The organism is Kitasatospora sp. NPDC088548 (assembly GCF_044753005.1).
Lineage (GTDB): Bacteria > Actinomycetota > Actinomycetes > Streptomycetales > Streptomycetaceae > Kitasatospora.
Window position 1 is genome coordinate 213283 of record NZ_JBIVMI010000003.1, and the last position, 26184, is coordinate 239466.

Below are 26184 nucleotides of genomic sequence, written 5' to 3' on the forward strand. Positions count from 1 at the left end.
ACGCCCCGACACGCCTCGAACCGAAAGCGGGCACCCTTCCGTGCAGCCCAGCATCACCGCCGCCTACCTCGCCCGGTACCGGTCCGTCGCCGCCTCCGGCGGGCCGGCCGGCCTGCTTCCGCTCACCGGAGCCCAGCGCCGCTTCCTGATCTCCCGCCGGCTCGACCCGCAGGGCCGCCCGGACGTCGTGCCGCTGTTCTTCGGCTATCCGCGCGGCGCCGTGGACCTGCCCCGGCTGCGCCGTGCCGCCACCCGGCTGGCGTCCCGCCACCCGGCGCTTCGCGGCGGCTTCGCGACCGTCCGCGGCACACCCGTGCTGCGGCTCGGCGAGCCGTCCGTCGAGGTGGCCCGGGTGACGGTCGGGCCCGGCGACACGGCGCGGGAGGCACTGCGCCGCGCCCTGCTCGACTGGCCGGCCGACGGGCCGGCGCTGCGCCTGCTGCTCGCGGCCGGGCCGGACGACGACGAGGAACTGCTGGCGCTCGCGCTGGACCACGCGGTCTGTGACGAACAGTCGCTCGGCCTCGCCACGGCGGAACTCGGCGCGGCCTACACGGCGGACGGCGCGGCGGTCACAGCGGCCACAGCGGCCACGGAGACCGCGGAGGACGGGCGGCTGTCCGGGCCGGGGCCGGCCGCCGACGGCCTGGCCGCCTACCGGGAGGCGGTGGAGCTCCAGCTGGCCGCCGAGGCCGCCGCCGCGAGCCCCGCCGCGCACGCCCACTGGGCCGCCCGGCTCGGCGGACTGAGCGGCGGCCCGGCGCCCTGCGGCGCGGCGCCGCGCCCCACCGGCATGGTCGTCCACCGGCTGCCCGCCGTGACCGGCGCGGCCCGCGCCGCGCTCTTCCCCGCCCTGCTGGACGCCGTCTCGGTCGCCGCGCACCGGGCGTTCCGCCCGGACCGCGCGCTCGCGCTCGGCTACCCGTGGGGCGGCCGTCTGCCCGGTGCGCCGCCGGTCCTCGGCTGCTTCCTGAACACCCTGGTGCACCCGGCCGCCGCCGGAACGGCCGGCGACCTCGGCGCGCTCGGCGCCGCCTGGTGGGACGACCTCGACCACGCCGACACCCCGTTCGACGAGCTGGTGCGCGCCGCCCGGTCCGCCGGGGCGCCCTGGACGGGAGCCCTGGACGCGGCGCTGACCTTCGAGGACCTGGACCGGCGCCCGCCGCTGGTGCTCGCCGGGACGGCGGGCCGGGAGACCCACCTGGCCGGGCGGCCGCTCGCCGCCCCGCTCGCGGTCTCGGCCTCGCACGGGGACGACCTGCTGGTCCGCCTCGCCTGGGACCGCGACCGCTGCCCGGACGCCGCCGCCGAGGCCGCGTTCGAGGCGCTGCTGTCCACGCTCCGCCACCACCTGGGCGCCGCCTGAGCCCACCCGGGCGCGCCCGCCTCCCTCCGACCCTCCGTCCGCCCGCGACCACCGTCCGCCCGAACCACCGGTGTCCGGCGCCACCACCCCCGGCGCCCGCACCGACCCGAGGGGCGGGTCCACCACGCCCGCCCGCCGTCCGATCCCGAACGAACACCCACCCGCCACAGCCAAGGGACCGTCCATGTTCGCTCTCTCCTCCTCGCAGGAGATCGTCTGGCTGCACGAGCAGATGCTGCCGGGCAGCCGCGCCTACAACTTCACCGCCGCCCTCGACCTCTGGGGCGCGCTCGACCCCGACGCGCTGCGCGCCGGGCTCACCGCCGTGCTCGCCCACCACCCCGGCCTCCGGCTGGAGCTCGTCGCCCGGCCGGAGGGCGTGCCCGGCCAGCGGGTCGGCGCCCGGACCGAACCGCGGCTGCGCACCAGCGACCTCTCCGGCGAGGCCGACCCCGAAGGCGCCTTCCGCGCGCTGCTCGCCGCCGAGGCCGAGGAACCGCTGGACACCACGCAGGCGCCCCTGCTGCGCTGGCACCTCGTCCGGCTCGGCGAGGACCACCACCGGCTGATCCACGTCGAACACCACCTGGTCCACGACGGGCACTCGTTCGCGATCCTGCTGCGCGACCTGTTCACGGTCTACCGCGGGCACGTCCTCGGCGAGCCGGCCGAACTGCCCGCCGCCCCCTCCTACGAGGAGCACGTCCGGACCGGCACCGACGGCTCCCGGGACGGGGACCGCGCCCGCGGCCTGGAGTTCTGGCGCCGCGAGCTGACGGACGCCCCGCTCGCCCTGGCCCTGCCCGGGCTGGCCCGCCCGGGGGCGGTCCGCCGCCACCGGGGCGGCCAGCTGCGCCAGTCGATCGGCGCCGACCTGGCCGAGCGGCTGCGCGACCGCGGCCGGCAGGACGGCCACACGCCGTTCAGCACCCTCCTCACCCTCTTCGCCGAGCTGCTGCGCCGCCACAGCGGCCACCGGGAGCTGGTGGTCGGCACCGCCGTCGGCAACCGGCCGCCCGGCTTCGAGGGCACCGTCGGCATGTTCGTCAACACGGTGCCGCTGCGGCTGCGGCTGGACCCGGCCGCGCCCGGCACCGAGGCGGTGGACGAGGCGACCGACGTCCTGCTCCGCGCCCTGCCCCACCAGGACGTGCCGGTCCAGGAGCTGACGCGGCTGCTCGGGCTGCACACCACCGGGGCGGACAACCCGCTGTTCAGCGTGATGTTCAGCGCGCACGACGCGGCGCTGCCCGATGTCCAGGCGCCGGGCCTGGAGGTCTCGCTGTACGAGGGCTTCAACACCGGCACCACCCGCTTCGACCTGGACCTGGTGCTGCTGCCGGACGACCGCCGGGTGGTCGGCGAGAAGCACGGCGCCGCCGGGATGACCCTGGTCTGGGACTACGACGCGGACCTCTTCGGCGAGGAGACCGCCGGGCTGCTGGCCGAACGCCTGCTGGAGCTGCTGCGCTGCTACCTCGACCGGCCGCAGGCGGCCCTGGCCGAGCTGGCGGCCGGGCCCGTCCCCGTCGCCGGGCCCGTGGTCGAGGCCGCCGCCCCCGTCGTCCTCGACCCGGCCGCCGCGCAGGACCCGGCCGCGCTCGCCCTGGTCGCCGGCGCCGAGCGGCTCACCTACGGCGACCTCGACCGCCGGGTCGGCGCGCTCGCCGACCGGCTGAGCGCCGCCGGAGTGACCCCCGGCCAGCCGGTGGCCGCCGTGCTGCCGCGCGGGGTGGACAGCGTGGTCGCCCTGCTCGCCTGTCTGCGCCACGGCGCGGTGTACGCCCCGCTGTCCGCCGAGGACCCGGCGGCCCGCCTCGGCCTGCTGCTGGAACGGCTGAGCCCCGCCCTCGTCCTGGCCACCCGGCAGAGCGCGCTCGCCCTGCCCGCCGAGGGCGTCACCCCGGCGCTGCTGGACGGTCCGGCGTTCCCGAAGGCGGAGCCGGCCGCGGTGCTCGACGGCGCCGCGTACCTGATCCACACCTCGGGCTCGACCGGTGTGCCCAAGCCGGTGCTGGTCGGCCGGGACGCGCTGGCCGGCTGGGTCGCCGCCCTCGCCCGCCGGTACGGGCTGAGCCCCGCCGACCGGGTGCTGCTGTTCGCCCGGCCCTCCTTCGACGTGGCGCTGGAGGAGGTACTGCCCTCGCTGGCGGCCGGCGCCACCCTCGTCCTGCCGCAGCGCGAGGTGCCGACCGGGCCGGAGCTGGTCGCGGTGCTGGCCGCCCGCGGCGTCACCGTCGCCAACCTGCCGACCAGTTACTTCCTGGCCGTCCGGGAGGACCTGCGGGAGGCGCTGGCGGACGGGCGGTGGTCCCCGCGGCTGCTCGTGCTGGGCGGTGAGCGGCTGCCCGCCCGGGCGCTGCGCGGTCTGACCGACGGCACCGCCACCACGGTGCTGAACGCCTACGGCGTCACCGAGGCGACCGTCACCTCCACCGTGCACGAGGTCACCGCGGCCGACCTGGCCGGGGACGCCGAGATCCCGCTCGGCGTCGAGCTGCCGGGCGTGCGGGTGCACGTCGTGGACGAGGGGCTCCAGCCGCTGCCCGCCGGGTGCGTCGGCGAGCTGGCGGTCGGCGGCGCCGCGCTGGCCGACGGCTACCTCGGCCTCCCCGATCTCACGGACGCCCGGTTCGTCGCGGTGCCGGCGCTCGGCGGCGAGCGGGTGTACCGCACCGGCGACCGCGGGTACCGCGACCTGACCGGCCGGCTCTGGTTCCTCGGCCGCCGGGACAACCAGGTCAAGCTCCGCGGTCACCGGATCGAGCTGGAGGAGATCGAGGCGGCCGCCTCGGCCGAACTCGGCGGCCGGTCCTGCGCGGTGGTGCTGCACCAGGACCAGGACCAGGACCGGGACCGGGACCGGGAGCAGAGTCAGGGGCAGGACGTCGGCCCCCGTCTGCTCGGGTTCCTGGAGGGCACCGAACAGCCCGACCAGGCCGCGCTGCATGCCGCCCTCGCGCTGCGGCTGCCCGGCGGGCTCGTCCCGGCCGTCTGGACGGCGCTGGACACCATGCCGACCCTGCCCGGCGGCAAGCCCGACCGGGCCGCCCTCGCCCGGATCGCCGCCGAACTGCCCGCCCCCGGCGAGCGGACCGCGCCGACGGCCACCGCCTTCGCCGACCCCGGCCAGCACCTGGTCGCCGAGGCCTGGCGCGAGGTGCTCGGCCACGACCGCTTCACCGCCGACTCGCACTTCTTCGAGGTCGGCGGCCACTCGCTGCTCGCCGCCCGGCTGGCCGCCTGGCTGGAGCCGCACCTGGGCGGCCGACCGGCGCTGCGCACGCTGTTCCAGCACCCCGTCCTCGCCGACCAGGCCCGCGTCCTGACCGGAGGCGCCCGGTGAACGCCGCACCCTCCGCCGTCCTGGAACGCGACCACCGCGAACTGGTCGACGCGTTCGAGAGCTTCGTCCGCCGCGAACTCGTCCCGCTGGCCGCCGAACTGCCCGAGACCGCCGACCAGCCGCCCGCCGAGCTGCGCGCGTACGTCCGCAAGCGCTCGGCCGCGCTCGGCTTCTACGCCGGCGACTACCCGGAGGAACTCGGCGGCTCCGGCATGCCGTTCACGGCCGTGGTGCTGCTGCACCACGCGGCGGGCCGCAGCGGCTGCCCGCTGGCGCCGTACGCGCTGGCCGGTTCGGACGGCCCGAGCCCGCTGCTGCGGCACGGCACGCCCGAGCAGATCGAGCGCTGGCTGCTGCCGCTGGTGCGGGGCGAGGCGGCCCGCTGCCTGGCCCTCACCGAACCGCACGCCGGATCCGACGCGTTCCGGCTCACCACCACCGCCGTCCGCGACGGCGACGGCTGGGTGATCGACGGCCGCAAGACCTTCGTCAGCAACGCCGACCGCGCCGACCTCGCCCTCGTCGTCACCGCCACCGACCTAGGGCGGGGCGCCGGCCCGACCGCCGGAGCCACCGCCTTCGCCCTCCCGATGGACCAGCCGGGACTGCGGATCGGCCAGCGGTACGAGGGCATGTCCGGCGAGCCGCTGTTCGAGCTGACGCTCGACCGGGTCCGGGTGCCGATGGACGCGGTGATCGGCGGAGCCGAGGGTGTCGGCGCCGCCACGGCCCTCGCCATGGAGAGCCTCTCCCGGGGCCGCCTGGTGGTCGCCGCGATGTGCAACGGCGTCGCCGAGTACGCGCTGCGGCTCGGCGTCGAGTACGCCCGGGAACGGCAGGCCTTCGGCGAACGGATCGGGAGCTACCAGCACGTCCAGGAGCACCTGGTGAGCACCCGGGCCGAGGTGGAGGCCGCCAAGCTGCTCACCCTGGCCTGCGCCCGGCTGGTCGACGACGGCACCGAGGCGCCCGAGAACGCGGCGCTCGCCAAGCTCACCGCCTCCGAGACCGCCGTCCGCGCGGTGGACCGTTCGCTCCAGGTGCACGGCGCCACCGGCTGGGTGCGCGGGCACCCGCTGGAGTTCCTGTACCGCTACGTCCGGATGATGACGATCATCGAGGGGACCTCCGAGGTCCAGAAGGTGATCGTCGCGCAGGCCATGGGTCTGGGCCGGCCGACCACCACTCGCCCGGAGGGCGCGATATGACGAACAATCAGGTTGATTCCAGCGTCGCGTACGGCCGCCCGCACCAGGACGGCGCCGTGCTCGGCCTCTTCGCCGACTGGGTCCGCCGGACCCCGGACGCCCCGGCGCTCGTCGACGGTGCGCGCACCTGGAGCTACGCCGAACTCGACCGCCTCGCCGACACGCTGGCCGACTCCCTGCGCGACCGGGTGCGTCCCGGCGACCTGGTCGGCGTCTGCCTGGACCACTCGGCGGGGCTGGTCGCCGTCACCCTGGCGGTCGCCCGGCTCGGCGCCGTCCACCTGCCGCTCGGCCCGCGCCCCGGCGAACGCCGGCTCCAGGCCGTCGCCCGCAACCTGCGACTGGCCTGCCTGGTCGGCGACCCGGCGCTGCTGCCGCCCGCCCACGCCGGGGGCGAGCACCTCCCGCTCTCCGCCCCGCTCGCCGGGGCGGTCGCCGACCCCACCGTGGTCGCCGCCTTCGCCCCGGCCCCGGCCGGCGCGGTCGGGGCCCCGGCCGGCACCCACTACGCCGTCCTCACCTCCGGCTCCACCGGCACCCCCAAGGCGGTCGCCGTCGGGGAGCCCTCCCTCGGCTCCCTGCTGCACTGGTACCGCGAGCTCACCGGCCTGGGCCCCGGCGACCGGCACAGCCTGCTGATCGGCGTCGCCTTCGACCCGCACGTGAAGGAGCTCTGGGCCACCCTCACCTCCGGCGCCGCCCTCGTCGTGGCCCCCGAAGCCGTCCGCTGGGACCGGGGCGCGCTCACCGACTGGTGGCGTTCGGCGGGGATCACCGTCAGCGTGCTGCCCACCCCGCTGGCCGAACCCGTGCTCGACCGGCCCTGGCCCACCGGGCTGGCGCTGCGCCACCTCGGCATCGGCGGCGACCGGCTGCGCCGCGCCCCCGGCCCGGACGTCACCGCCACCGTGCACAACATGTACGGGCCGGCCGAGGCCACCGTGGTCACCACCACGCACACCATGGCGCCCGGTGCCGACCACGGCACCGGCGCGCCGCCGATCGGCCGGCCGGTGCCCGGCGCGGTGCTGCTGGTCGCCGACGGGGCGGGCCGGCCGGTGCCGCGCGGACACTCCGGTGAACTGTGGATCGGCGGCCGCTGCCTCTCCCTCGGCTACCTGGACGAGGAGCTCACCGCCCGCCGCTTCGTCCCCGCGCCGGACGGGGTGGAGGGCGCCGACCGCGTCTACCGCACCGGCGACCGGGTGCTGATGCGGCCGGACGGCGTGCTGGAGTTCCTGGGCCGCCTCGACGACCAGGTCAAGGTCAGCGGCGTCCGGATCGAACCCGCCGAGGTCGAGGCGGCGTTCGAGCGTGACGCCAGGGTCCGCCGGGCCGTCGTCGCGGCCAGGCAGGACCGGGCGGGCGGGGTCCAGCTGGTCGCCTTCGTCCAGCCGGCGCCGGGTGACGGCGGTCTGGGCACCGGCGGCCCGACCGGTGCCGAGCTGCTGCCGGAGGTCCGGGCCTGGCTGCCGGAGCAGGCCGTGCCGGCCGTCGTCCGGGTGGTCGACGCATTCCCGCTGGACGCCAACGGCAAGGTCGACCGGGCCGCCCTGCTCGCGGCCGAGGAGGAGACCCGCGGCGCCGGGGCCGCCGGGGAGGGTGCCACGCCCACCGAGCGGACCGTGCTGCGGCTCTGCCGGGAGCTGCTGGGCCGCCCCGACCTCGGTCCGCTGGACAACTTCCTCGACGCGGGCGGCAATTCGCTCGCCGCCGCCCGTCTGCTGGCGGCTCTGGAGGAGGAGTACGAGGTCCGGCTGCGCGCCCCCCAGGTGCTGCGCCAGCCCGACCTGCGCGGCGTCGGGTGGCTGGTCGAGGAGAAACGCCCGAGCGCCGTCGCCGCCTCCTGACCACACGCCGTAGCAGGGCGCCCCGGCGCGAAGCCGGGGCGCCCGGAAGGGAACCACCATGTCCGCACCCACCATGCCCTCAGCCACCAGGCCCGCACCCGCCAGGCCCGCGGCCCTGTCCGCGCCGGGCGGCTCCGTTGCCGGGGCCGACTCCGTCCCCGTCCTGATCGCCCGGCAGGCCGACCGATGTCCGCGGGCGCTCGCCGTGACGGACGGCTCCACTGTCCTGACGTATCGTCAACTGATCACTTCCGCACGACAGCTGGCCGGTGAACTGGCCGCGCGCGGGATCGTCCCCGGCAGCGCCGTCGGCCTGCTCTGCGCCCGTTCCACCCGCCTGGTCGTCGCCCAGCTCGCCGTCTGGTGGGCGGGCGGCCACGTCGTGCCGCTGGACCCGGCGTACCCGCGTCCGCGCACCGCCGCGATGATCGAGGACGCCGGGGTCCGGCTCACCCTCGGCGACAAGGCGCTGCTCGCGGAGGCCGGTCTGCCGGCCGGCCAGGTCCTCGTGCTGGCCGCCGCCGGGCTCACCGACGCCCCTGACGCCTTCGAGGCACCGGATGCCTTCGAGGCTCCCGAGAGCCCGGAGGCGCCGGCCGTGACCGGCCCGGCGGCGGTCGCCCTGGTGATCTACACCTCCGGTTCCACCGGCCGCCCCAAGGGCGTCCAGGTGCCGCACGGCGCGGTCGCCGACCTGGTCGCCGCCCCCGACGCGATCGCGCTCGGCCCAGGCGACCGCGTGCTCTTCCACTCGCCCGCCACCTTCGACGCCTCGACCTTCGAGCTCTGGGCCCCGCTGGTGCGCGGCGCCGCCGTCGCGGTCTCGCCCGCCGAGCGGCCCACCGCCGAGGAACTCGCCCGCGACATCGAGCGGTTCGGCGTCACCACCGCCCTGTTCACCACCGCCCTCTTCCACCGGCTGGCCGCCCGCGAGTCGCGGATCTTCGGGGTGCTGCGCACGCTGCTCGTCGGCGGCGAGGCCCTGTCGCCCGGGCACGCGGCCACCGTGCTGCGGGCGTTCCCCTGGCTCGACCTGGTCAACGCCTACGGGCCGACCGAGTCCACCACCATCACCACCCTGCACCGGATCGGCCCGGCCGACCGCACCGGGCAGGTGCCGATCGGCCGCCCGTTCGGCGGGGCCCGCACCGTCGTCCTGGACGAGCGGCAGGCCCCGGTGCCCCCCGGCACCCGCGGTGAGCTGTGGATCGGCGGCGCCCGGCTGGCCCTCGGCTACCTCGGCCGGCCGGACCTGACGGCGGAGCGCTTCCGGGACATCCCCGGCCTCGGGCGGGCCTACCGCAGCGGCGACCTGGTCTCGGAGCGCCCGGACGGCACCCTGGAGTTCCACGGCCGGCTCGACGACCAGGTCAAGGTCCGCGGCTTCCGGATCGAACCCGGAGAGATCGAGCACGTCCTGCGGCAGGACCCCGAGGTCGCCGAGGCGGCGGTCGTGGTCCGCCGCCCCGGTCAGGAGGACGCCGTGCTCGCCGCGTACGTCGTCCCCGCCGAGGGCACGCGGCCGGTGGCCGAGACGCTCCGCCGCCGGCTGGCCGACCGGCTGCCGGCCCACCTGGTACCCACCGCCTGGACCGTGCTGGACGCCCTGCCGTTCACCGGCACCGGCAAGGTCGACCGCCGCGCGCTCGCCGCGGACGAGCCGCCGGCCGGGACCGGCCCGGCCGCCACCGCCCTCCTGACGCCCATCCAGCAGGCCGTCGCCGAGGCCTGGTCACGGGCCCTGGAGCGCCCGGTGACCGCGCCGGACGCCGACTTCCTCGCCGAGGGCGGCCACTCGCTGCTGGCCATGTGGGTGGTCGACGACCTCCGGGAGGACCTCGGCGTGGAGCTCTCGCTCGCCGAGTTCCTCGACCACCCCACCGTCGCCGCCCAGGCCGCCCTGATCGAACGCGCCCTCCTCGCCGCCCACGGCGAGGCGGCCGCCGCCGGCCCCGTGCAGCACGTGCAGCACGTGCAGCACGGGGAGTCGGCCCGATGACCGGCACCGACCAGGCCGCCCGGCAGGCCGACCTGCTGCGGCTCGCCCGCCGACGGGCCGGCGCCGGTCCCGCCCGGACCGCCCCCGCCCGGACCGGTTCCGCCCCAGCTGGTTCCGCCCGGACCGGTTCCGTTCCGGCCGGGCAGACCGCCGAGGGCCCCGCCCCGCTCTCGCACGCCCAGCAGCGGATGTGGCTGATGGACCGCCTCGGCCAGGGCGGCGCCGGCTACCACGTACCGCTCGCCACCCGCCTGCGCGGCCCGCTCGACACCGAGGCGCTGGCCGCCGCCCTCACCGCGCTCACCGCCCGCCACGCCGTCCTGCGCACCCGCTACGGGCAGCGGGGCGACCACCCCTACCAGGAGGCAGCACCGGCCACCCCGGTACCCGTCCCGGTGCTGCCCGCCACCCCCGAGGCCGCCCCCGCCCTGCTGCGCACCGAGGCCGGGCGCCCGTTCGACCTCGCCACCGGCCCGGTCCTGCGGGCCCTGCTCCTGCGGCACGGCCAGGACGACCACACCCTGCTGCTGACGCTGCACCACATCGCCGTCGACGGCGGCTCACTGCCCGTGCTCGCCGCCGACCTCGCCGCCCTGTACCGGGCCGCGCTCACCGGGCAGCCCGCCGACCTGCCCCCGGCCGGGCCGCAGTACGCCGACTACGCCCGCTGGGAGCGGTCCCGCGACGCCGAACTCGCCGCCGCCGCCGGCACCTGGGCCGCCCGGCTCACCGGTGCCCGGCCGGTACCGCTGCTGCGCCCCGTCCCACCCGGCCCGGGCGCCCGGCCGGCCGCCCTGCACACCGCGCCGCTCACCCCGGAGACCCTGGACGGCCTGCGGCGGCTCGGCACCCGGCACGGCGCCACCCTGTTCACCGTCGTGCTGGCGGCGGCCTTCGCCACCCTGCGCCTCGCCACCGGCGAGCCCGACCTCACCGTCGGCTGCGCCAGCGGCCACCGCGCCCGGCCCGAGCTGCGCCGGACGGTCGGCCTGAGCGTCAACACCCTGCCGGTCCGGGCCGACCTCTCCGGGGAGCCGACCTTCACCGAGGCGCTGACCCGGGTCCGGAGCGCCCTGCTCGACGCGCAGGAACGGCGCGACGTCCCGTTCGACCTGGTCGTCGAACGGCTCGGGGCCGCCGCCCGGGGCGAGGGCGGCCATCCGCTGCTCGCCGTCAGCTGCGACCTCGTCCGGCCGGCCGGGGCCCTCGCGCTGCCCGGCCTGGCGGCGGAGGCCGTCGACATCGACCTCGGGCTCGCCAAGTTCGGCCTCGCCCTGCTGGTCGAGGACGGCCCACGGCCGCGCTGCCTCGTCCAGCACGACGTCGCGGCGCTCGACGAGGCCGCCGCGGGCCGGCTGCTCACCGGGTTCGCCGACCTGCTGACGGCCGTCGCGGCCGACGCGGACCGCCCCCTCGCCGGCCTGCCCGCCGCCCCTGGTCCCTGGTCCGGTCCTGGTCGCTGGTCCGGTCCTGACCGCACAGGCGGACCGGCGGCCGGGCCCGACCACCCCGCCGTCGGCGCGCTGCTGGCCGACCCCCGGATCGTCGAGGCCGCCGTGGTGGCCGCCGAGGGCCGGCCGGCCCTCGCGTACGCGGTGGTCCGCGGCCCCGCCTCGCCGAGCGGCACCGAGCTGCGCGCCGCCCTGCGCCACCGCCTCCCGGCCGACCGGCTCCCCGCCGCCGTCACCCTGGTCGACGCGCTGCCCCGGCACCCCGACGGCACGGTCGACCGGGCCCGGCTGCCCGGCGCGCCCGCCGCCCGCGAGTCCGAGGCGCTGGCGGCGGTGCGGACCGTCTTCGGCGAACTGCTGAGCGGCCGGCCGACGGCGGACGCGGACTTCTTCCACCTGGGCGGCCACTCACTGATGGCGGTTCAGCTGGCGGAGCGGCTGCGGGCCCGCACCGGCCTCCCGCTGACCGGGCTCGACGTCCTGGAGCAGCGCACCCCGCGCGCCCTGGCCGGGCTGCTCGACACCCGCGCCGCCGAGCGCCGCGCCGCCACCGCCGCCCGGCCGACCGGCCACGCCCGGCCGGCCGCCCGTCACCGCACCACCCGGGCGGGCACCGTGCTGCTCACCGGCGCCACCGGCGGGGTCGGCGCCGCCGTCCTGCAGGAGCTGATCGCCCAGGGCCGCCCGGTCCGGGCGCTGGTCCGGCCCGAGTCGGCGCACCTGGTGGCGGCGAACGGGGCCGAGGCCGCCGAGGGGGACCTGGCCGACCACGACAGCCTGCGCCGCGCGGTCGAGGGCGTCGACGCCGTCATCCACGCCGCGTGCACCTTCACCGAGCACCGGACCGACCTCGCCGCCATGCGGACCCTGGTGGACGGCTGGCGGGGCGGCGAGTTCGTCTTCGTCAGCAGCGTCGACGCCTACGGCCGACCGGCCGCCGCCGACGTCCCCGAGGGCGCCCCGGCCGAGGCCCCGGTCAGCCCCTACGGGCAGACCAAGCTGGACTGCGAGCGGATCCTGCTGGCCGCCGCCGGGACGGGCGGGCGCGGCGCGGGCACGGTGGTGCGGTCCCCGATCGTCTGGGGCCCGCACCGGCGGCTGCGCGACCAGCTCCGCTGGGGCTCCACCGGCGCGCTCTACCAGGCCGCGCTGGCCGGCCGGCCGATCGTGCTGCCCACCCCGGCGGCGGACGGCCACGGCTGGTACGGCGCCTCCTGGGTGCACTCCGCCGCCCTCGCCCGGGCCGTCGTCGGCTGCGCCGACGGGACCGGCCGGGCGTCCGGACGGACGGTCAACGCCGTCACCGGCCAGGTGGCCTGGGCCGAGCTGGCGGCCGAGCTGGTGCGGCTGCTCGGCTCGCCCAGCGCCGTCGAGCTGCGGGCGGACGCCGAACCGGAGCTGCGGCGACCCTGGCACTACCGGGCCGAGGCGCTGGCGGACCTGCTCCGCCCGGAGCCCGGCGAGGACTGGCGCAGCGTGCTCGCCGCCATGGTGCGGTAGTCGCGACGGGCCCCGGCCGGGCACACATCCGGCCGGGGCCCGCCCCCGCTGCCGGTCCGGTCCGTCCGGCTGGAAGGGTGGGCCCATGGACGAGACGATCATGGCCGCCGCCCACGAACGGGCCGCCGCCCACCGGCGCCGCTTCGACGCCCGCTTCGCGGCGTACTTCGCGGCCCTGCCGGAGCACCTGGACACCCCGGCGCTCAGCCGCTTCACCCCCCGCTGCCTGGAGCTCCTGCGGGAGCTCTCGCTGCGCGGCGGCAAGCGGCTGCGGGTCGCCCTGCTGTACGAGGCGGCCCGGCTGGTGACCGCCGAGCCGGTGCCCGGGCTGGCGGAGGCCGCGCTGAGCATCGAACTGCTCCAGACGCACGGGCTCGTCCACGACGACATCATCGACGACGCGCCCGTCCGGCGCGGCGGCCCGTCGACGTACTACGCCTACCGCGAGGAGTTCCCGGCCGGGGAGCGGACGGCGCTGGGCCTGGCCGTGCTGGCCGGGGATCTCGCGGCCTTCCTGGCCATGCGGGTCCTGCTCGACGCGGAGGTGCCGGCGCGGCTGCGGCACGCCATGCTGGAGGTGCAGCTGAGCGCGGGCGCGGAGACGGTCGTGGGCCAGATCGTCGACCTGGAGCGCGACTCCCACGCCCTGCCGGACGAGGAACTGCTGCACACCGTCTGCGAGTACAAGTCCACCCGGTACTCGGTCCTCGCGCCGCTGCGGCTCGGGCTGCTGGCCGCCGGCGAGGACCTGGCCGCCCACGACGGGCGGCTGCGCCGCTACGCGACCCTGGTCGGCATCGGCGGTCAGCTGTGCGACGACTACCTCGACCTGTTCGGCGACGAGGCCGCCACCGGGAAGTCCACCGGCGCCGACCTCCGCGCGGGGCGCCGCAGTTACGCCGTCACCGCTCTCCTGGCCGCCACCGCCGGGGCGGAGCGGGCCGTCGTGGAGTCCGCGCTCGGCGACCCGCACTGCCCGCCCGGGACGGTCGAGCGCGTCCGCGCCATCGCCCGGCAGCGGGGTGTGGACGAGCGCCTTCGCGCGGACCTGCGCCGTTACGCCGAGGCCGCCCGCGCCGAGGCCGCCGGCTGGCGCCCGTACTGGCGCGCGGAGGCGGTGGCCTTCTTCGAGGGCCTGCCGCTGTGGAGCGCCCGGCGGGTGGCCTGAACCGGCCGGTTCCCCGCGCGTCCGGGCCGTCCGCAGTGTGATGAACGGTCAGTCGCCCGGGTGTGGAGCCCATCTGAATGGAGATCACGTACCGGACGATTTTCGCCCGGCCGGTGATGGATTTCGTGTGATCATCTGCCGCTGGGCAGGTCATGGGTGATATCAGTATGAAGATCGATCCGGTGATGGGGGGCGTCGCTCTCCCACACCACTGATCGGCATGCCAGAAAACGGGGGTTGTGGCGTGATGGACGCACATATCGGCGGTCGGCCGCCGGACACCGGGTTGTCGCCGGACCGGACGCGTGCCACCGTGCCCGCCCCTCTCTGAAAGCCGGACGCGGGGCAGTAGGCCCGTTTCCGTTCCCCCGCCGCCCGAGGGTTCTCCGAAGCGCCCCGGGCCGCCTTCACGAGCAGGTCCCGCCCGTCTGATCCGTTCCCCGGTCCGAACCCCGGTCCGAGTGCCGGTCTGGCAGGCGCATGCCAGTAGCCCTGCTCCTCCACCACGACCCGAAGGTGATCGACAGATGCAGTTCAAGCGTCCACGCGCCGCGTGGATGACCAGCGTTCTCGCCACCGCCGTCGCCGGCGTCTGTGCCCTCGGCACGGTCCCCGCCAACGCGGTCGTCGGCGATCCGGTGGCCGACGGCGGCTACGCCTTCACGGCCAGGCTCGACATCGGCGACGGCAAGCGCTCCTGCTCGGCGGCCCTGATCAACCCGACCTGGGTGATCACCGCCGCCAGCTGTTTCGCCGCCGACCCGGCCGACCCCTCGACGGTGACCGCCGGGAAGCCCAAGGACCACGCCGTCGTCACCGTCGGCCGTACCGACCTGGGCAGCCAGACCGGTGTCTCCGTCGACGTGATCGACCTCAAGCCGCGCGCCGACCGGGACCTCGTCGTCGCCCGCCTGGCCGGCCCGGTCTTCGGCGTCACCCCGGTGACCCTCGCCGACACCGCCCCGGCGGTGGGCGACACCCTGCGCGCCACCGGCTACGGGCGCACCCAGGACGAGTGGGTGCCGAACCGCCTCCACGGCGCGGCCGTCACGGTCAAGTCGACCGCGGCGACCACCGTCGGCATCGCCGCCAAGGCCCCGGCCACCGGCGCGATCTGCAAGGGCGACACCGGCGGCCCGACCTTCCGCGAGAACGGCGCGACCGCGGTCCTGGCCGGCATCCACAGCCTCTCCTGGCAGGGCGGCTGCTTCGGCTCCACCGAGACCCGCACCGACGCGGTCGAGAGCCGGGTCGACGACATCCGCCAGTGGATCCTCGACAGCTCCTCGGTCGACCAGGCCCTGCTCGGCCCCGGCGCGCGGCTCGCCTCCGGCCAGACGCTCGCCGGCCGCGACCTGCGGCTGACCATGCGGGCCGACGGCAACCTCACGCTGACCCACAAGAACGCCCCCAACGGCATCATCTGGGCCACCGGCACCGGCGGGAACGCCGGCGCCTACGCCGAGATGCAGCCCGACGGCAACTTCGTCGTCTACACGGCCGACAAGCACCCGATCTGGAACACCGCCACCTGGAGCTCCCCGGGCGGTTACCTGAGCCTCCAGGACGACGGCAACATCGTCGTCTACAAGAAGGGCGGCGGCCCGCTCGCGGGCGGCGCGGCCTGGGGTGCCGGCTCGACCAGGATCGGCAGCACCATCGGCTCCGGCCAGCCGGTCTGGTCCGCCCAGTGGACCGAGTCCAAGTCCACCGTGCTGATCATGCAGCGGGACGGCAACTTCGCCCTGTACCGCAAGAGCGACGGCGCCCACCTCTGGTCGACCGGCACCTACACCAGCACCTTCGGCTACTTCGTCATGCAGGCCGACGGCAACGCGGTCGTCTACCCGGCGGGCCAGGGCAACGGCGTCGGTTCGGTCTGGAGCTCCGGCACCTTCTGGAGCGCCGGAGCCTTCATGAAGCTCCAGGACGACGGCAACCTCGTGATCTACAAGAAGGAGGGCGGCGAGGGCGTCGGCGGTGCGATCTGGAGCACCAACACCTTCGCCTGATCACCTTCCCCTGACCGCCTTCGCCTGATTCCCGCGCCACCCCGCAGCACCTGCCGTTGACCCCGGTTCCGCCGCACCCGGCGGAACCGGGGTCAACGGGCGCTGAGCAGCGACTCGTTGAACTCCGCCACGACCGTGAACCCCAGCCGCCGGTAGAGGCCGGCGGCGCCCGGGTTGTCGGCCCGGACGTTGAGCCCGATGTGGTCGGTGGTGCCGGTCAGGCGGCGGCACAGCTCCGCGACACAGGCGCCGGCCGCGCCCCGGCCGCGCACCGCCGGGTGGGTGGCGACGTTGCCGATCGCGGCCACCCGGTGGGCGGGGGAGTGGACGTGCACCCCGGCGACCGCCACCAGGGCGCCGCCCTCGCGCACACCGACGTACTGGCCGGTGTCCAGCATCCGCTCGTCGAACCAGTTGCCCGGGTAGGCCACCGAGAAGAGGGCACGCAACTCGGGCAGATCGGCCCGCCCCAGCGGAGCCGGGGCCCACGGGCCGTCGAGGTGCGGTGCGAGGCACGACCGGTCCGACAGCGTCATTCTCAGCAGCGCCGCCCGCCGCTCCACGCGGTAGACCGGGGCGAGGGCCTCCTCCGCCCGGCCGGACAGATGGGCCAGGAACCGCCGTGGCAGCACCGGCAGCATGGCCCGAAGCAGCTCCTCCAGCGACCGCCACCGCTCCTCGGGCGCGAACCCGAGCAGGGTCGGGATCTCGCCCACGGCGTAGAGCAGCGCCACCGGCCCGTCGTCCGACACCGTGTACCAGGCGGTGTGCGGCCACAACAGGTCGTCGAGGTCGCCGAGTTCGAAGAGATGCAGGCCGGGATCACCGCGGAACCGGTCGGTCAGCGCCGCCCGGTCGTGCAGGCTGAGCAGGGACATCCGCCGAGCCTACGCGCCCCGCCCCGGCCGACGGCCGCCCGGGGTGCCTTCCGAAGTGACCCCGGGGCGGCCCGGACGCCGGTCCCGGAAGCGGATCACTTCGAGGCCGCCGGCTGCGAGGACGCTTCCCGGCCGGTGGGGGCCGCGGCTTCGCCGGTGCGGGAGGTCGGGAGGTCGCGAGTGCGGCCGATCGGGGAGAAGAGCAGGACGAGCGCGGCGAGCGGGACTCCGGCGGTGGTGATCCACATCGCGGGGCGCAGCCCGAGGGCGGTGCCGAGGACGCCGGCGAGGAGGGCGCCGAGCGGGATGGTGCCGTAGTTGAGGACGGCGGTGCTGGCCGTGATGCGGCCCAGCAGGTCGGACGGGCAGTAACGCTGCTGGAAGCCGGACTTGATCACATTGCCGGCCACGACGCCCGCGGAGACGCCGAACCCGCCCGCCACGTAGACGAGTACGCCCGCGCCCTTGGTGGTGAGCGGGATGAGCAGGGCCAGGACGGGCAGGCACAGTTCGAAGAGGATCATCGCGCGGGCGGTGCCGATCCGGGCGGCGACCCGGCGGGCGGCGAAGGCCCCGGCGACGCCGCCGCTCGCCCCGGCCGCGATCAGCCCGCCGACGGTGCCCGGGGCGAGCCCGACCTCGCGGACCAGGAAGGCCACCTGGATGGACTGAAACCCCATCAGGGACAGGTTGGAGGCGGCGCCGAACAGTGTCAGCGCTCTCAGCCAGCGGTCCCCGGCGACCAGCCGCAGACCCTCGCCGATCTCGCGGCCGAGCGCCCTGGGCCGGTCCGGCCGGGCGGGCGGCGCCTCCCGGTGCCGGATGCGGCTCAGACAGACGAGGGAGACCAGGAAGGTCGCGGCGTTGGTGAGCATGCCGTTCACCGCTCCGGCCAGTTGCGCGATCAGGCCGCCGGAGCCGAGGCCGGCGATCTGCGCGGCGGAGGCGCTGCCGTGCAGCTTGGCGTTGCCCTCGGGCTGGTCGGCGGGGTCGAGCAGGCTGGGGAGGTAGGCGGTGTAGGCGGTCTGGAAGAAGACGGCGGCGGTGCCGCTGAGCAGCGCGACGGCCAGCAGCAGACCGGTGCTGAGCACGCCGAGCCAGGAGGCCACCGGGACGGCGGCGAACAGCCCGAGCGAGAGCGCGGCCGTGGCCAGCATGATCGGGCGGCGCGGTAAGCGGTCCACCCAGACGCCGGCCGGCAGGCCGATGACCAGCCAGGGGGCCCAGGAGGCGGCGAACAGCAGGCCGATCTCGAAGGTGCTCGCGTGCAGGTCGGTGACGGCGATCAGCGGCATCGCGACCCCGGAGACGGAGGCGCCGAACCTCCCCGCGGTCTCGCCGCACCAGAGCAGCCGGAAGTCCCGGTGGCGGCGGAGCAGTCCGCCGCGTGCGTCGGCGCTCATGCGGTGTCGCGCGGCTTGCGCGGGAAGGACTGGAGCTGGACCACGATCGGCAGCGCGCCGGCCTCGGGCTCGGTGCCCGGCCCGGGGGTGTGGCGGGCGATGACGGCTGCCAAGTCCTCGTTGAGGGCCTTGAGTTGTTGGGGCGTCAGTCGCAGGTGGCTCCAGTCCGAGATGGTGCCGACGTTGCGCCAGTCGTCCTCCCAGTCCTCGCTGATGTAGGAGGAGACCCGGGTGAAGTACTGCTGCACCAGCTCGTGCAGGTAGAGCGAGAGGGCGCCCCGGCTGTCGGGGTCGTCGTGGAAGTCGGCGCTGTTCAGCTGGGTGGCGACGGGCACCCGCCGCCACCAGCGCTCGCGCCTGGTGCCCCGGCCGGTCTCCTCCTCGATGAAGCCGTGCTCGGCGAGGTGGCGCAGGTGCCAGCTGACGGTGCCGGTGTTCTCGCCGAGGCGTTCGGCGAGCCGGGTGGCGGTGGAGGGGCCGTCCAGGTTGAGCAGTTCGAAGATCTGCATCCGCAGCGGATGGGCGAGCCCGCGCAGGCTGCGGGCGTCGATCCGGCGGTGGGCGCTAGCGGGCGGGGGCGACTGTTCCGGTTGCTCGGTCATGTCGGCATCCTACGATGCAGAGGACTCTCTGCATAGAGGTCTCTGTAGAGGTGTCTCTGTGGAGGAGAGGCCTGCGGTGGCGGTCGTCGGGGCGGAAGCCTTCGCGTGTTCGGTGAGGCCGTCCGCTCCGCCCGTCCGGTCGGCACGCGCCGCGCGGCATGCGACGCGGGCCTCGCCGCTTATGGGCGGTGAATGGCATACCCGTCTTCGATGAATGTCGATTAACGGAACAAAAGACGAGCCGCCCGGTTCCGGTCGAGTGGAGCGATCCGCTTCCGGTGTATGTCGTTTGACGGAACAAAAGGCGGACGGGCGTGGTTCGTTCATGAGGGGCGGTGCGTTTCCGGATTTCTGGTGTCCCGTCACCGAGTCTCCCCAGGTCGAGGGTTGACACCGGAAGTTGGTCTAGTCCACCGTAGTGGAACGTAAGTTCGGCAAGGTGAAGACGGAACGAGACCCTTGCCCGATCCGCGAGTTGGCCGACCAGCTTCGCGAAGTTTGCTGTGGGTGTCCGCGTCCCGTGAGGGGCGCCGAGTACGAGGAGGTAGGAATTCCGGCTGTTTTCGCGCGGAAAACCGCCACCTCCACCGGGCAGTCGGCCGAAGCGGCCGGAGGTGCCCAGCAATTCCGTTGTCCCTGGGCCCGATCCACTTGGCGCGATATGCCACCGCAGGTCGGTTTCCGTCCTTTTCCGCCCTCGGGCGGGCCTTGCTTCAACGTGTGCGGATGAGATCGCGCCCGGCCGGCTGATTCCCCTTCGCGACAGGTGATCTCGTGTCAGCCGTCCTCTCGAACACCGTACTTCCGGCGGGCCTGGTGGTGAAGGCCGTGCCGAGGCCGTTCGCGTACCGCTCGTGGGAGCGGTCCGCGCTGTCCGGCCGCAGAAATTTCTAGCTTTGGAGTGATTGCATGTCGACGCCTGACGGATATCTGCACCGAGCAGCCTCGGACGTCCCGTACTTCAGCGCGGACGGCGAGACCTACCTGGCGCGGACGCAGCTGCGGGACATCCGGAAGTCGCGGCCGCTCCGCGTGCTCTCCGAAGAGGACTTCGAGTTCTGGCAGACCTACGGCTACGTCGTGGTGAAGGAGGCGATCCCCGCCGAGGCGGCGGCCCGCCTGCTGGAGTTCACCTGGGACTTCCAGGGGCTCGACCCGACCCGGCCGGAAGACTGGTACACCGAACGGGAGTTCCGCGACGATCTGGACCGGGACCTGTACGTCTACGGCTTCGTCGAGGCCTACCACCACCAGCTCGTCTGGGACAGCCGCCAGGCGCGGCGCGTCTACGACGCGTTCGTCGACGTCTGGGACTGCGAAGAGCTGTGGGTGACGCTGGACCGGCTCAACCTGAACCCGCCGAACGTCCGGAACCGCGACCGCAAGCTGATCGCGCCCACCGACACCGGCTTCGACATCGAGCTGCACTGGGACGTGGACACCACGCTCGGCGTGCTGCCGCAGCGGGTGCAGGGCATCATCGCGCTCAACGACACCAAGCCGGACCACGGCGGCTTCCAGTGCTCGCCCGAGCTGTTCCGGCGGTTCGAGCCGTGGAAGATCTCCCAGCCGGCCGACCGGGACCCGATCCGGCCCGCCGTCGACTGGGACGAGTTCCCGGTGGTGCGGCCCGAGCTCAAGGCCGGCGACCTGCTGATCTGGAACGGCCTGCTCGCGCACGGGGTGGCCCGCAACACCTCGGAGAGCGGCGTCCGTTCGGTCCAGTACCTGTCCATGATGCCCGCCCTGGAGGAGGCCGAGAAGCTGCGCCGCTCCCGGGTGGACTCCTGGCGCCACCTCAGCACGCCGGACTGGAACGCGACGCTGGTCGGCGACGCGACCAGGCACGAGTCCCTCCGCTACGGCACCGCCGCGCTGAACGGGCTCGGCGAGAAGCTGCTGGGGCTGAAGTCGTGGCGCGGCCAGGAGTTCGACGAGGCGACGGGGGAGCCGGAATGCGCAGAGTCTGCCTGACTCTTCCGACCAACCGGGAGTGCGTCGCGACGATCCCGGCCGTCCACGGTGAGGCGGTGTACGGCGCGGAGACCTTCGACGTCGAGGTGCATCTGCTGATCCTGGACTCCTCGGACGAGGCCACCTTCGCCCTGCACGCCAAGGCCGTCGCCGGGTTGCCCGCGGCGGCGAACGTGGTCGTGCACCACGTCGACGAGGAGCGGCAGCGCGCGTTCCTGCGGCAGGTGATCCAGCGGTCCGGGGCCGCCGAGCCGGAGCTGGTGCTGGACCTGATGCTGCCGGACGCCGTCTCCTACGGCGCCTGCACCAACCGGGCGTTCCTGATCGCCGGCGCGCTCGGCTGCCAGGCCGTCCTCCGCCGGGACTCCGACAGCGACTACCAGGTCCTCGACGGCGAACCGGTCTTCCCGGTCCACCACGAACTGCTGTCGCTCGGCAAGCGGGCGGCCGACGCGGTGCCGGGCGTTACGGACGTCGAGCTGGAGCCGGCGCTCGCCGAGCGGCCGGTGTCGCTGGTGGGCAGTTCCTTCATCGGTGAACTGTCGGTGGACATCGGCGAGATAAGGGAGCTGGACCCCGCCGTCTACTACGAGGTGGTCGGCCTCTGGGCCGATGCCGGTGCCTCGGAGGAGGAGCGCCGGGAGCTGGTCGACGACTCGTTCGTCGGCTCCGGCACCGAGCCGTTCAGTGCGGACCGGTCGACGCTGGGCAGCCCCGACATCTGGCGGCTGGACATGTGCAACATCGGCTTCGACCACGAGGTCTACGAGCGCGTCCCGCTGCCGCCGGCCACCGCCACCATCGGCAGCGACTACTTCCTGCTGCACCTGATCCGTGACGCCGCCCTGCCGGGGGTCGTGCACAACCGCAACATCGTGAACCACTACACCCCCGAGCGGCGGACCGGTCCCGGATTCACCGCCTATCAGCTGCGGTTCACCAAGTTCCTGCTGTCGATGCTCTACTTCTACCCCGTCTACCACGACATGGAGGCGGCCGGCGGGCTGCTGCTCGACGAGCAGCACCATGTGCGGGTCGCCGCGATCGCCGGCTCGGTCCGGCGCAGCGCAGGGGCGGACCGGGCGGAGAACATCCGACGACTGGACGTCCTTGACCGTTCCTACCGTCAACTGGGCGGCAAGTACGCCGAGTTCGCCGACCACCTGCGGCCCCTGCGCGAGCGCCTGCTCGACGAGGCCCAGGCGGACATCGAGTACTTCGCGCTGCTGATCGACGCGTGGGGCCCGCTGGTGCAGGCGAGCAAGGCCGTCGGCACCCACCAGCTACTCCGGTAGCCGTACCCGGAGCATCGACATGCATCAGAACACATCCATCCGCGCGGCCCTGGCGGCCGCCACCGACGACCTGCTCGTCTTCGACCTCACCGGGATCGAGGGCCAGTACGCGGCACTGCTGCGTGAACTGCCCGGTATCGCGGTGCGCTTCGCCATGAAGGCGTGCCCGGTCGACGAGGTCCTGGCCTGCCTCGCGGGGCGGGGCGCCGGCTTCGACGCGGCCAGCCCGCACGAGATCGAGCAGGCCCTCCGGACCGGCGTACCCGTCGACCGGATCCACTACGGCAACACCATCAAGTCCGACCGGAACATCGCCGAGGCGTACCGGCTCGGAGTCAGGGACTTCGCCACCGACAGTCTGGAGGACGTGGCGGCGATCGCCGCCCACGCCCCCGGCGCCCGGGTGTTCTGCCGCCTCGCCACCACCGGGGAGGGGGCGCTCTGGGGCCTGAGCCAGAAGTTCGGCTGCTCGGCCGACGACGCCGTCCGGGTGCTGGAGGCCGCGCGGGCGGCGGGCCTGACACCGTCCGGCCTCTCGGTCCATGTCGGCTCGCAGCAGATGACCTCCGAGGCCTGGCAGAGCGCCCTGGACTCGCTGGCCGACGTCCTGGTGACGCTGAACCGGCGCGGGATCCTGCTGGACCACGTCAACCTCGGCGGCGGCCTGCCCGCGCTCGGCTGTCTCGACAAGCGGGGCCGGCTGCTGGACCCGCCGCTGGACAAGATGTTCGCCGTGCTCCGGGAGGGCATGCAGCGCCTGCGGGAGGTGTCGGAGTCGCCCCTGGAGTTCCTCATGGAGCCGGGGCGGCACCTGGTCGCCGACCACGGCGCCATCCGGGCCCACGTGTCCCGGCTGTCGTCCCGTCAGCAGCTCACCGGTGAGCGGCAGCACTGGCTCTACCTGAGCTGCGGGAAGTTCAACGGCCTGTACGAGATGGACGAGTTGCGGTACCGGCTGGAGTTCCCCACCCACCCCGGCGGGACGTCGGTGCCGGCCGTGGTCGCGGGCCCCACCTGCGACAGCGACGACGCCTACGCCCACGAGGGCGACCTGGTCCCGGTCCCCGAGGCCGCCGCCTCGGGTGATCCGGTCTGGATCCACTCCTGCGGTGCCTACGCCACCAGCTACGCGACCCAGGGTTTCAACGGCTTCCACCCGCTTCCGTACACCTGCGTCCGCGGTGCCGGCGACTCCCCGGGAGGTTCTGAGTAGATGGACGACGACATCCGCATCCGGCCGCTGGCCGACGACGACTGGGAGGGCGTCGCGGCGCTGGAGGCCGGCGCCTACAGCGCGAGCGGTCTCTCCGAGGGGCGGGCCGCGCTGGAGTCCCGGGGACGCTCCTCGCCCACCACCTGCTTCGCGGTGGAGCGCCGGGGGCGGCTGGGCGGCTATCTGCTGTCCCTGCCCTACCCGCTGTTCCACTGCCCGGACCTGGCCCGGGAGGAGCGGGCCGGCTTCCGGTCGAGCAATCTGCACGTGCACGACGTGGTGATCGCCGAGGAGTTGCGCGGCCGGGGGCTGGCCCCGCGGCTGCTGAACCACCTGGCCCGGACCGCCCGGGCGCAGGGGTACGAGCGGCTCTCCATGGTGGCGGTCGGCGGCACCGAGGTGCTCTGGTCCCCGCTGGGGTACAGCGCGCACCCCGAGGTCGCGTTCCCGGAGAGCTACGGCGCCCACGCGGTCTACATGTCCATGGCCCTGGGGGCGGCCCCGGCCGAGCCCTCGAAGCACACCAGCGATCCGTTGTACGGGTCACCACCGAAAGACGAAGTGGGCTGATTCACATGTTCCGTGTTCGCGATGAATTCCACCGAGCACTACTGGCCATCGCAGCACTGTTCTGCCTGCTTGGCTTTCAGTACGCGACCTGGGTGTCGCGGCTGCCCGCGCTCAAGACCCGGCTCGACCTGAGCGAGGCCGAGATCGGCCTGCTGCTGATGGCCTGCGGCGTCGGTGCGGCCGTCTCCTTCCCGCTCGTGGCGGTCCTGATGAAGCGGCTGGGCTCCCGGCGCCTGGCCGGGCTGTCGGCGCTCTGCCTGGGTCTGCTGCTGCCGGTCCTCGCCGTGGTGCCGAACTACCCGGTCGCCCTGCTGGTCCTCTGCGCCGACGGCATGGCCGTCGGCTGTCTGAACGTCGCCATGAACGCGCAGGGCGCCGCGCTGGAGGTGAGGTTCCAGCGGACCGCGATGTCGAAGCTGCACGCGACGTTCAGCGCCGGCTCGCTGCTCGCCGCGCTGCTCGCCTCCGCGGTCAACGCGTTCACCACCACCCTGATGGTGCACTTCGCGGTGGCGGCCGTGCTCCTGGTGCTGCTCCTCGGCCTGGCCCGGCCCGGGCTCCTGACGGAGGATCAGCATCCAGGCGAGGCGGCCGATAAGGCGGAGAAGGCGGAGAAGAAGGAGCGCCGCAAGCTCAGCCTGCCGTCCCGGGTGACGATCTGGATGGGCGCCGCCATGGTGTTCGGCACCGTCACCGAGGGCGCCATGAACGACTGGTCGGCGCTCTACATCAAGGACGTCGTCCACGCGGCGCCGTCGCTGGCCCCGATGGGCATCGCGGTCGTCTCGGTGATGATGGTGCTGGCCCGGATCTTCGCCGACGGCTGGCGCAGCCGCTTCGGTGACGGCCGGATCGTCCGGTTCGGCAGCGTGCTGGCCGGTACCGGGCTGGCGCTCGCCCTGCTGGTCGGCGGCGTGGTGCCGACGCTGCTCGGGTTCGCCTGCGTCGGCCTGGGCGTCGCGGCCGTGACCCCGTGCGTCTACGTGGCCGCGGCCCGCCAGGGCTCCGAGGCGCTGGCCCTGGTCGCCGCGATGGGGACGACCGGTCTGCTGGCCGGCCCCGCGGTGATCGGCTTCATCGCGAACGCCACCAGCCTGGTCTGGGGCATGGGCGCGGTCGCCGCCTCGGCGGTCGTCGTCTCCCTGTGCGCCACCCAGATCCGCTGGCCGTCGCTGGAGAAGGACGCGGGCACGCAGGGCGACGACCTGGCCCTGGCCGACCGGCTGACCCCGGACGCCTCCTAGGGTTCCGCCCCGACCACTCGGCCGGCCCCGTCGGCCACGCCCGCCCCGCCCGTAGCGGCGTGGCGGGCGAGGCCGTCGCGCAGCCGGGTGAGCCGCTCGATCTCGGCGTTCAGCGCGGCCGGTCGCTGCGGGTGCCGGGACGCAATCCCTGACCCGTGCGTCAGGGGCAGGCCCATCGGGGTGGCAGCGGTGTCCGGCGGCCGACCGGACGGTGATCTTCTAGAGTCACCCGCGGTACGACCGTCCGAAGGAAAGGCCGTACGACCGCGCGACCGCCCCCGCCCGGAAAGGCAGCACCACCATGAGCGAGCAGGCACCCGAGCCGTTCGAGCCCGTCACCGAGAACTGGCAGACCGCGCTGGCGGTCGTCGCCCACCCGGACGACATGGAGTACGGCGGGGCCGCCGCCGTCGCCCGCTGGACGGCCCAGGGCAAGAAGGTCGTCTATGTCATGGTCACCAGCGGCGAGGCCGGGATCGACTCGCTGAGCCCGGAGGAGTGCGGCCCGCTGCGCGAGGCCGAACAGATCGCCTCCGCCGCCGTGGTCGGCGTCGACACCGTCGAGTTCCTCGGTTACCCGGACGGTGCGCTGGAGTACGGTCTGCCGCTGCGCCGCGACATCGCCCGCGCGGTGCGCCGCCACCGCCCGGACATCGTGATCACCAGCAACTTCCGCGAGACGTACGGCGGGACGCTCCTCAACCAGGCCGACCACATCGCGGTCGGCCGGGCCACCCTGGACGCGGTGCGGGACGCCGGCAACCGGTGGGTGTTCCGCGAGCTGACCGCCGAGGGCCACGAGCCCTGGAACGGGGTGCGGGAGATCTGGGCGGTCGCCTCGCCGCTGGCGCGGCACGCGGTGGACACCACCGGGTACTTCGACCGGGGGGTGGCCTCGCTGGAGGAGCACCGGGCCTATCTGGCCGGGCTGGGCGGCGCCATGGGCGACCCGCGGGAGTTCCTGGAGGGTTTCGGCCGGGGCGCGGGCTGCCGGCTCGGGGTGCGGTTCGCCGTGCCGTTCGAGGTGTTCCCGCTGCGCTGACGCCGGACGTCGGCCGCTTTGCCGCACGCCGCCGCCCCCGGCCGCCTCCGTGGTACCGGG

General features: G+C 75.0%; 17 protein-coding genes. 14 read left to right on the plus strand and 3 right to left on the minus strand.

Translation table 11 applies throughout. The features are described from left to right. The first annotated feature begins 40 nt into the window (after positions 1 to 40). The 8 genes from ACIP82_RS06380 to ACIP82_RS06415 all read left to right on the plus strand — a co-directional run bounded on the left by ACIP82_RS06380 (position 41) and on the right by ACIP82_RS06415 (position 15903). Positions 41 to 1369 (plus strand): non-ribosomal peptide synthetase, encoded by a 1329-nt coding sequence (locus tag ACIP82_RS06380; RefSeq protein ID WP_400651456.1) that lies wholly within the window; start codon positions 41 to 43, stop codon positions 1367 to 1369. A gap of 184 nt (positions 1370 to 1553) precedes the next feature. Beyond that, entirely contained in the window at positions 1554 to 4715 is a 3162-nt protein-coding gene (locus ACIP82_RS06385) for an amino acid adenylation domain-containing protein (protein WP_400651458.1), read from the plus strand. After that, the gene (locus ACIP82_RS06390) at positions 4712 to 5923 is read left to right on the plus strand and encodes an acyl-CoA dehydrogenase family protein (RefSeq protein ID WP_400651460.1); all 1212 of its coding nucleotides are present in this window, start codon (positions 4712 to 4714) and stop codon (positions 5921 to 5923) included. The genes ACIP82_RS06385 and ACIP82_RS06390 overlap by 4 nt, the downstream gene beginning before the upstream one ends. Continuing rightward, positions 5920 to 7773, plus strand: a complete 1854-nt coding sequence (locus ACIP82_RS06395) for an amino acid adenylation domain-containing protein (protein ID WP_400651462.1) — start codon at positions 5920 to 5922, stop codon at positions 7771 to 7773. The genes ACIP82_RS06390 and ACIP82_RS06395 overlap by 4 nt, the downstream gene beginning before the upstream one ends. Before the next feature lie 58 nt (positions 7774 to 7831). After that, on the plus strand, positions 7832 to 9772 hold the full coding sequence (locus ACIP82_RS06400; protein ID WP_400651465.1) for a non-ribosomal peptide synthetase: 1941 nt from the start codon (positions 7832 to 7834) through the stop codon (positions 9770 to 9772). After that, positions 9769 to 12723, plus strand: a complete 2955-nt coding sequence (locus tag ACIP82_RS06405) for a condensation domain-containing protein (protein WP_400651468.1) — start codon at positions 9769 to 9771, stop codon at positions 12721 to 12723. Before ACIP82_RS06400 ends, ACIP82_RS06405 begins: the two co-directional genes overlap by 4 nt. An 85-nt stretch (positions 12724 to 12808) precedes the next feature. After that, a complete protein-coding gene (locus tag ACIP82_RS06410) occupies positions 12809 to 13891 on the plus strand; it encodes a polyprenyl synthetase family protein (RefSeq protein ID WP_400651471.1) in 1083 nt (360 codons plus the stop codon). A gap of 527 nt (positions 13892 to 14418) precedes the next feature. Next, positions 14419 to 15903 (plus strand): trypsin-like serine protease, encoded by a 1485-nt coding sequence (locus ACIP82_RS06415; protein ID WP_400651474.1) that lies wholly within the window; start codon positions 14419 to 14421, stop codon positions 15901 to 15903. A 92-nt stretch (positions 15904 to 15995) separates the two neighbouring features. Here the strand turns inward: ACIP82_RS06415 and ACIP82_RS06420 are convergent, their stop codons facing one another. From ACIP82_RS06420 to ACIP82_RS06430, 3 genes are all read right to left on the minus strand, one after another. Beyond that, positions 15996 to 16781, minus strand: a complete 786-nt coding sequence (locus tag ACIP82_RS06420; protein ID WP_400651477.1) for a GNAT family N-acetyltransferase — start codon at positions 16779 to 16781, stop codon at positions 15996 to 15998. 95 nt (positions 16782 to 16876) lie between these two features. Then, positions 16877 to 18184, minus strand: a complete 1308-nt coding sequence (locus tag ACIP82_RS06425) for an MFS transporter (protein WP_400651480.1) — start codon at positions 18182 to 18184, stop codon at positions 16877 to 16879. After that, positions 18181 to 18786, minus strand: coding sequence for an ArsR/SmtB family transcription factor (locus tag ACIP82_RS06430; protein ID WP_400651483.1), 606 nt, complete (start codon positions 18784 to 18786; stop codon positions 18181 to 18183). Before ACIP82_RS06430 ends, ACIP82_RS06425 begins: the two co-directional genes overlap by 4 nt. A gap of 909 nt (positions 18787 to 19695) precedes the next feature. Here ACIP82_RS06430 and ACIP82_RS06435 point away from each other — a divergent pair. From ACIP82_RS06435 to ACIP82_RS06460, 6 genes are all read left to right on the plus strand, one after another. After that, positions 19696 to 20760 (plus strand): phytanoyl-CoA dioxygenase family protein, encoded by a 1065-nt coding sequence (locus ACIP82_RS06435; RefSeq protein WP_363608138.1) that lies wholly within the window; start codon positions 19696 to 19698, stop codon positions 20758 to 20760. Next, entirely contained in the window at positions 20742 to 22055 is a 1314-nt protein-coding gene (locus tag ACIP82_RS06440) for a DUF6271 family protein (RefSeq protein WP_400651487.1), read from the plus strand. Before ACIP82_RS06435 ends, ACIP82_RS06440 begins: the two co-directional genes overlap by 19 nt. Before the next feature lie 19 nt (positions 22056 to 22074). Then, on the plus strand, positions 22075 to 23268 hold the full coding sequence (locus ACIP82_RS06445; RefSeq protein ID WP_400651490.1) for a type III PLP-dependent enzyme: 1194 nt from the start codon (positions 22075 to 22077) through the stop codon (positions 23266 to 23268). Continuing rightward, positions 23269 to 23838, plus strand: a complete 570-nt coding sequence (locus ACIP82_RS06450; protein ID WP_363608135.1) for a GNAT family N-acetyltransferase — start codon at positions 23269 to 23271, stop codon at positions 23836 to 23838. Between the two features lie 5 nt (positions 23839 to 23843). After that, positions 23844 to 25082, plus strand: coding sequence for an MFS transporter (locus ACIP82_RS06455; protein ID WP_400651494.1), 1239 nt, complete (start codon positions 23844 to 23846; stop codon positions 25080 to 25082). A gap of 301 nt (positions 25083 to 25383) precedes the next feature. Beyond that, positions 25384 to 26124, plus strand: a complete 741-nt coding sequence (locus ACIP82_RS06460; RefSeq protein ID WP_363608133.1) for a PIG-L deacetylase family protein — start codon at positions 25384 to 25386, stop codon at positions 26122 to 26124. Positions 26125 to 26184 lie beyond the last annotated feature (60 nt).

Coding starts and splice junctions, on each gene's coding strand:
- ACIP82_RS06385 (WP_400651458.1), top strand. CDS start 1,554: ATGTTCGCTCTCTCCTCCTCGCAGGAGATCGTCTGGCTGCACGAGCAG.
- ACIP82_RS06395 (WP_400651462.1), top strand. CDS start 5,920: ATGACGAACAATCAGGTTGATTCCAGCGTCGCGTACGGCCGCCCGCAC.
- ACIP82_RS06400 (WP_400651465.1), top strand. CDS start 7,832: ATGTCCGCACCCACCATGCCCTCAGCCACCAGGCCCGCACCCGCCAGG.
- ACIP82_RS06405 (WP_400651468.1), top strand. CDS start 9,769: ATGACCGGCACCGACCAGGCCGCCCGGCAGGCCGACCTGCTGCGGCTC.
- ACIP82_RS06410 (WP_400651471.1), top strand. CDS start 12,809: ATGGACGAGACGATCATGGCCGCCGCCCACGAACGGGCCGCCGCCCAC.
- ACIP82_RS06415 (WP_400651474.1), top strand. CDS start 14,419: ATGCAGTTCAAGCGTCCACGCGCCGCGTGGATGACCAGCGTTCTCGCC.
- ACIP82_RS06420 (WP_400651477.1), bottom strand. CDS start 16,781: ATGTCCCTGCTCAGCCTGCACGACCGGGCGGCGCTGACCGACCGGTTC.
- ACIP82_RS06425 (WP_400651480.1), bottom strand. CDS start 18,184: ATGAGCGCCGACGCACGCGGCGGACTGCTCCGCCGCCACCGGGACTTC.
- ACIP82_RS06430 (WP_400651483.1), bottom strand. CDS start 18,786: ATGACCGAGCAACCGGAACAGTCGCCCCCGCCCGCTAGCGCCCACCGC.
- ACIP82_RS06435 (WP_363608138.1), top strand. CDS start 19,696: ATGTCGACGCCTGACGGATATCTGCACCGAGCAGCCTCGGACGTCCCG.
- ACIP82_RS06440 (WP_400651487.1), top strand. CDS start 20,742: ATGCGCAGAGTCTGCCTGACTCTTCCGACCAACCGGGAGTGCGTCGCG.
- ACIP82_RS06445 (WP_400651490.1), top strand. CDS start 22,075: ATGCATCAGAACACATCCATCCGCGCGGCCCTGGCGGCCGCCACCGAC.
- ACIP82_RS06450 (WP_363608135.1), top strand. CDS start 23,269: ATGGACGACGACATCCGCATCCGGCCGCTGGCCGACGACGACTGGGAG.
- ACIP82_RS06455 (WP_400651494.1), top strand. CDS start 23,844: ATGTTCCGTGTTCGCGATGAATTCCACCGAGCACTACTGGCCATCGCA.
- ACIP82_RS06460 (WP_363608133.1), top strand. CDS start 25,384: ATGAGCGAGCAGGCACCCGAGCCGTTCGAGCCCGTCACCGAGAACTGG.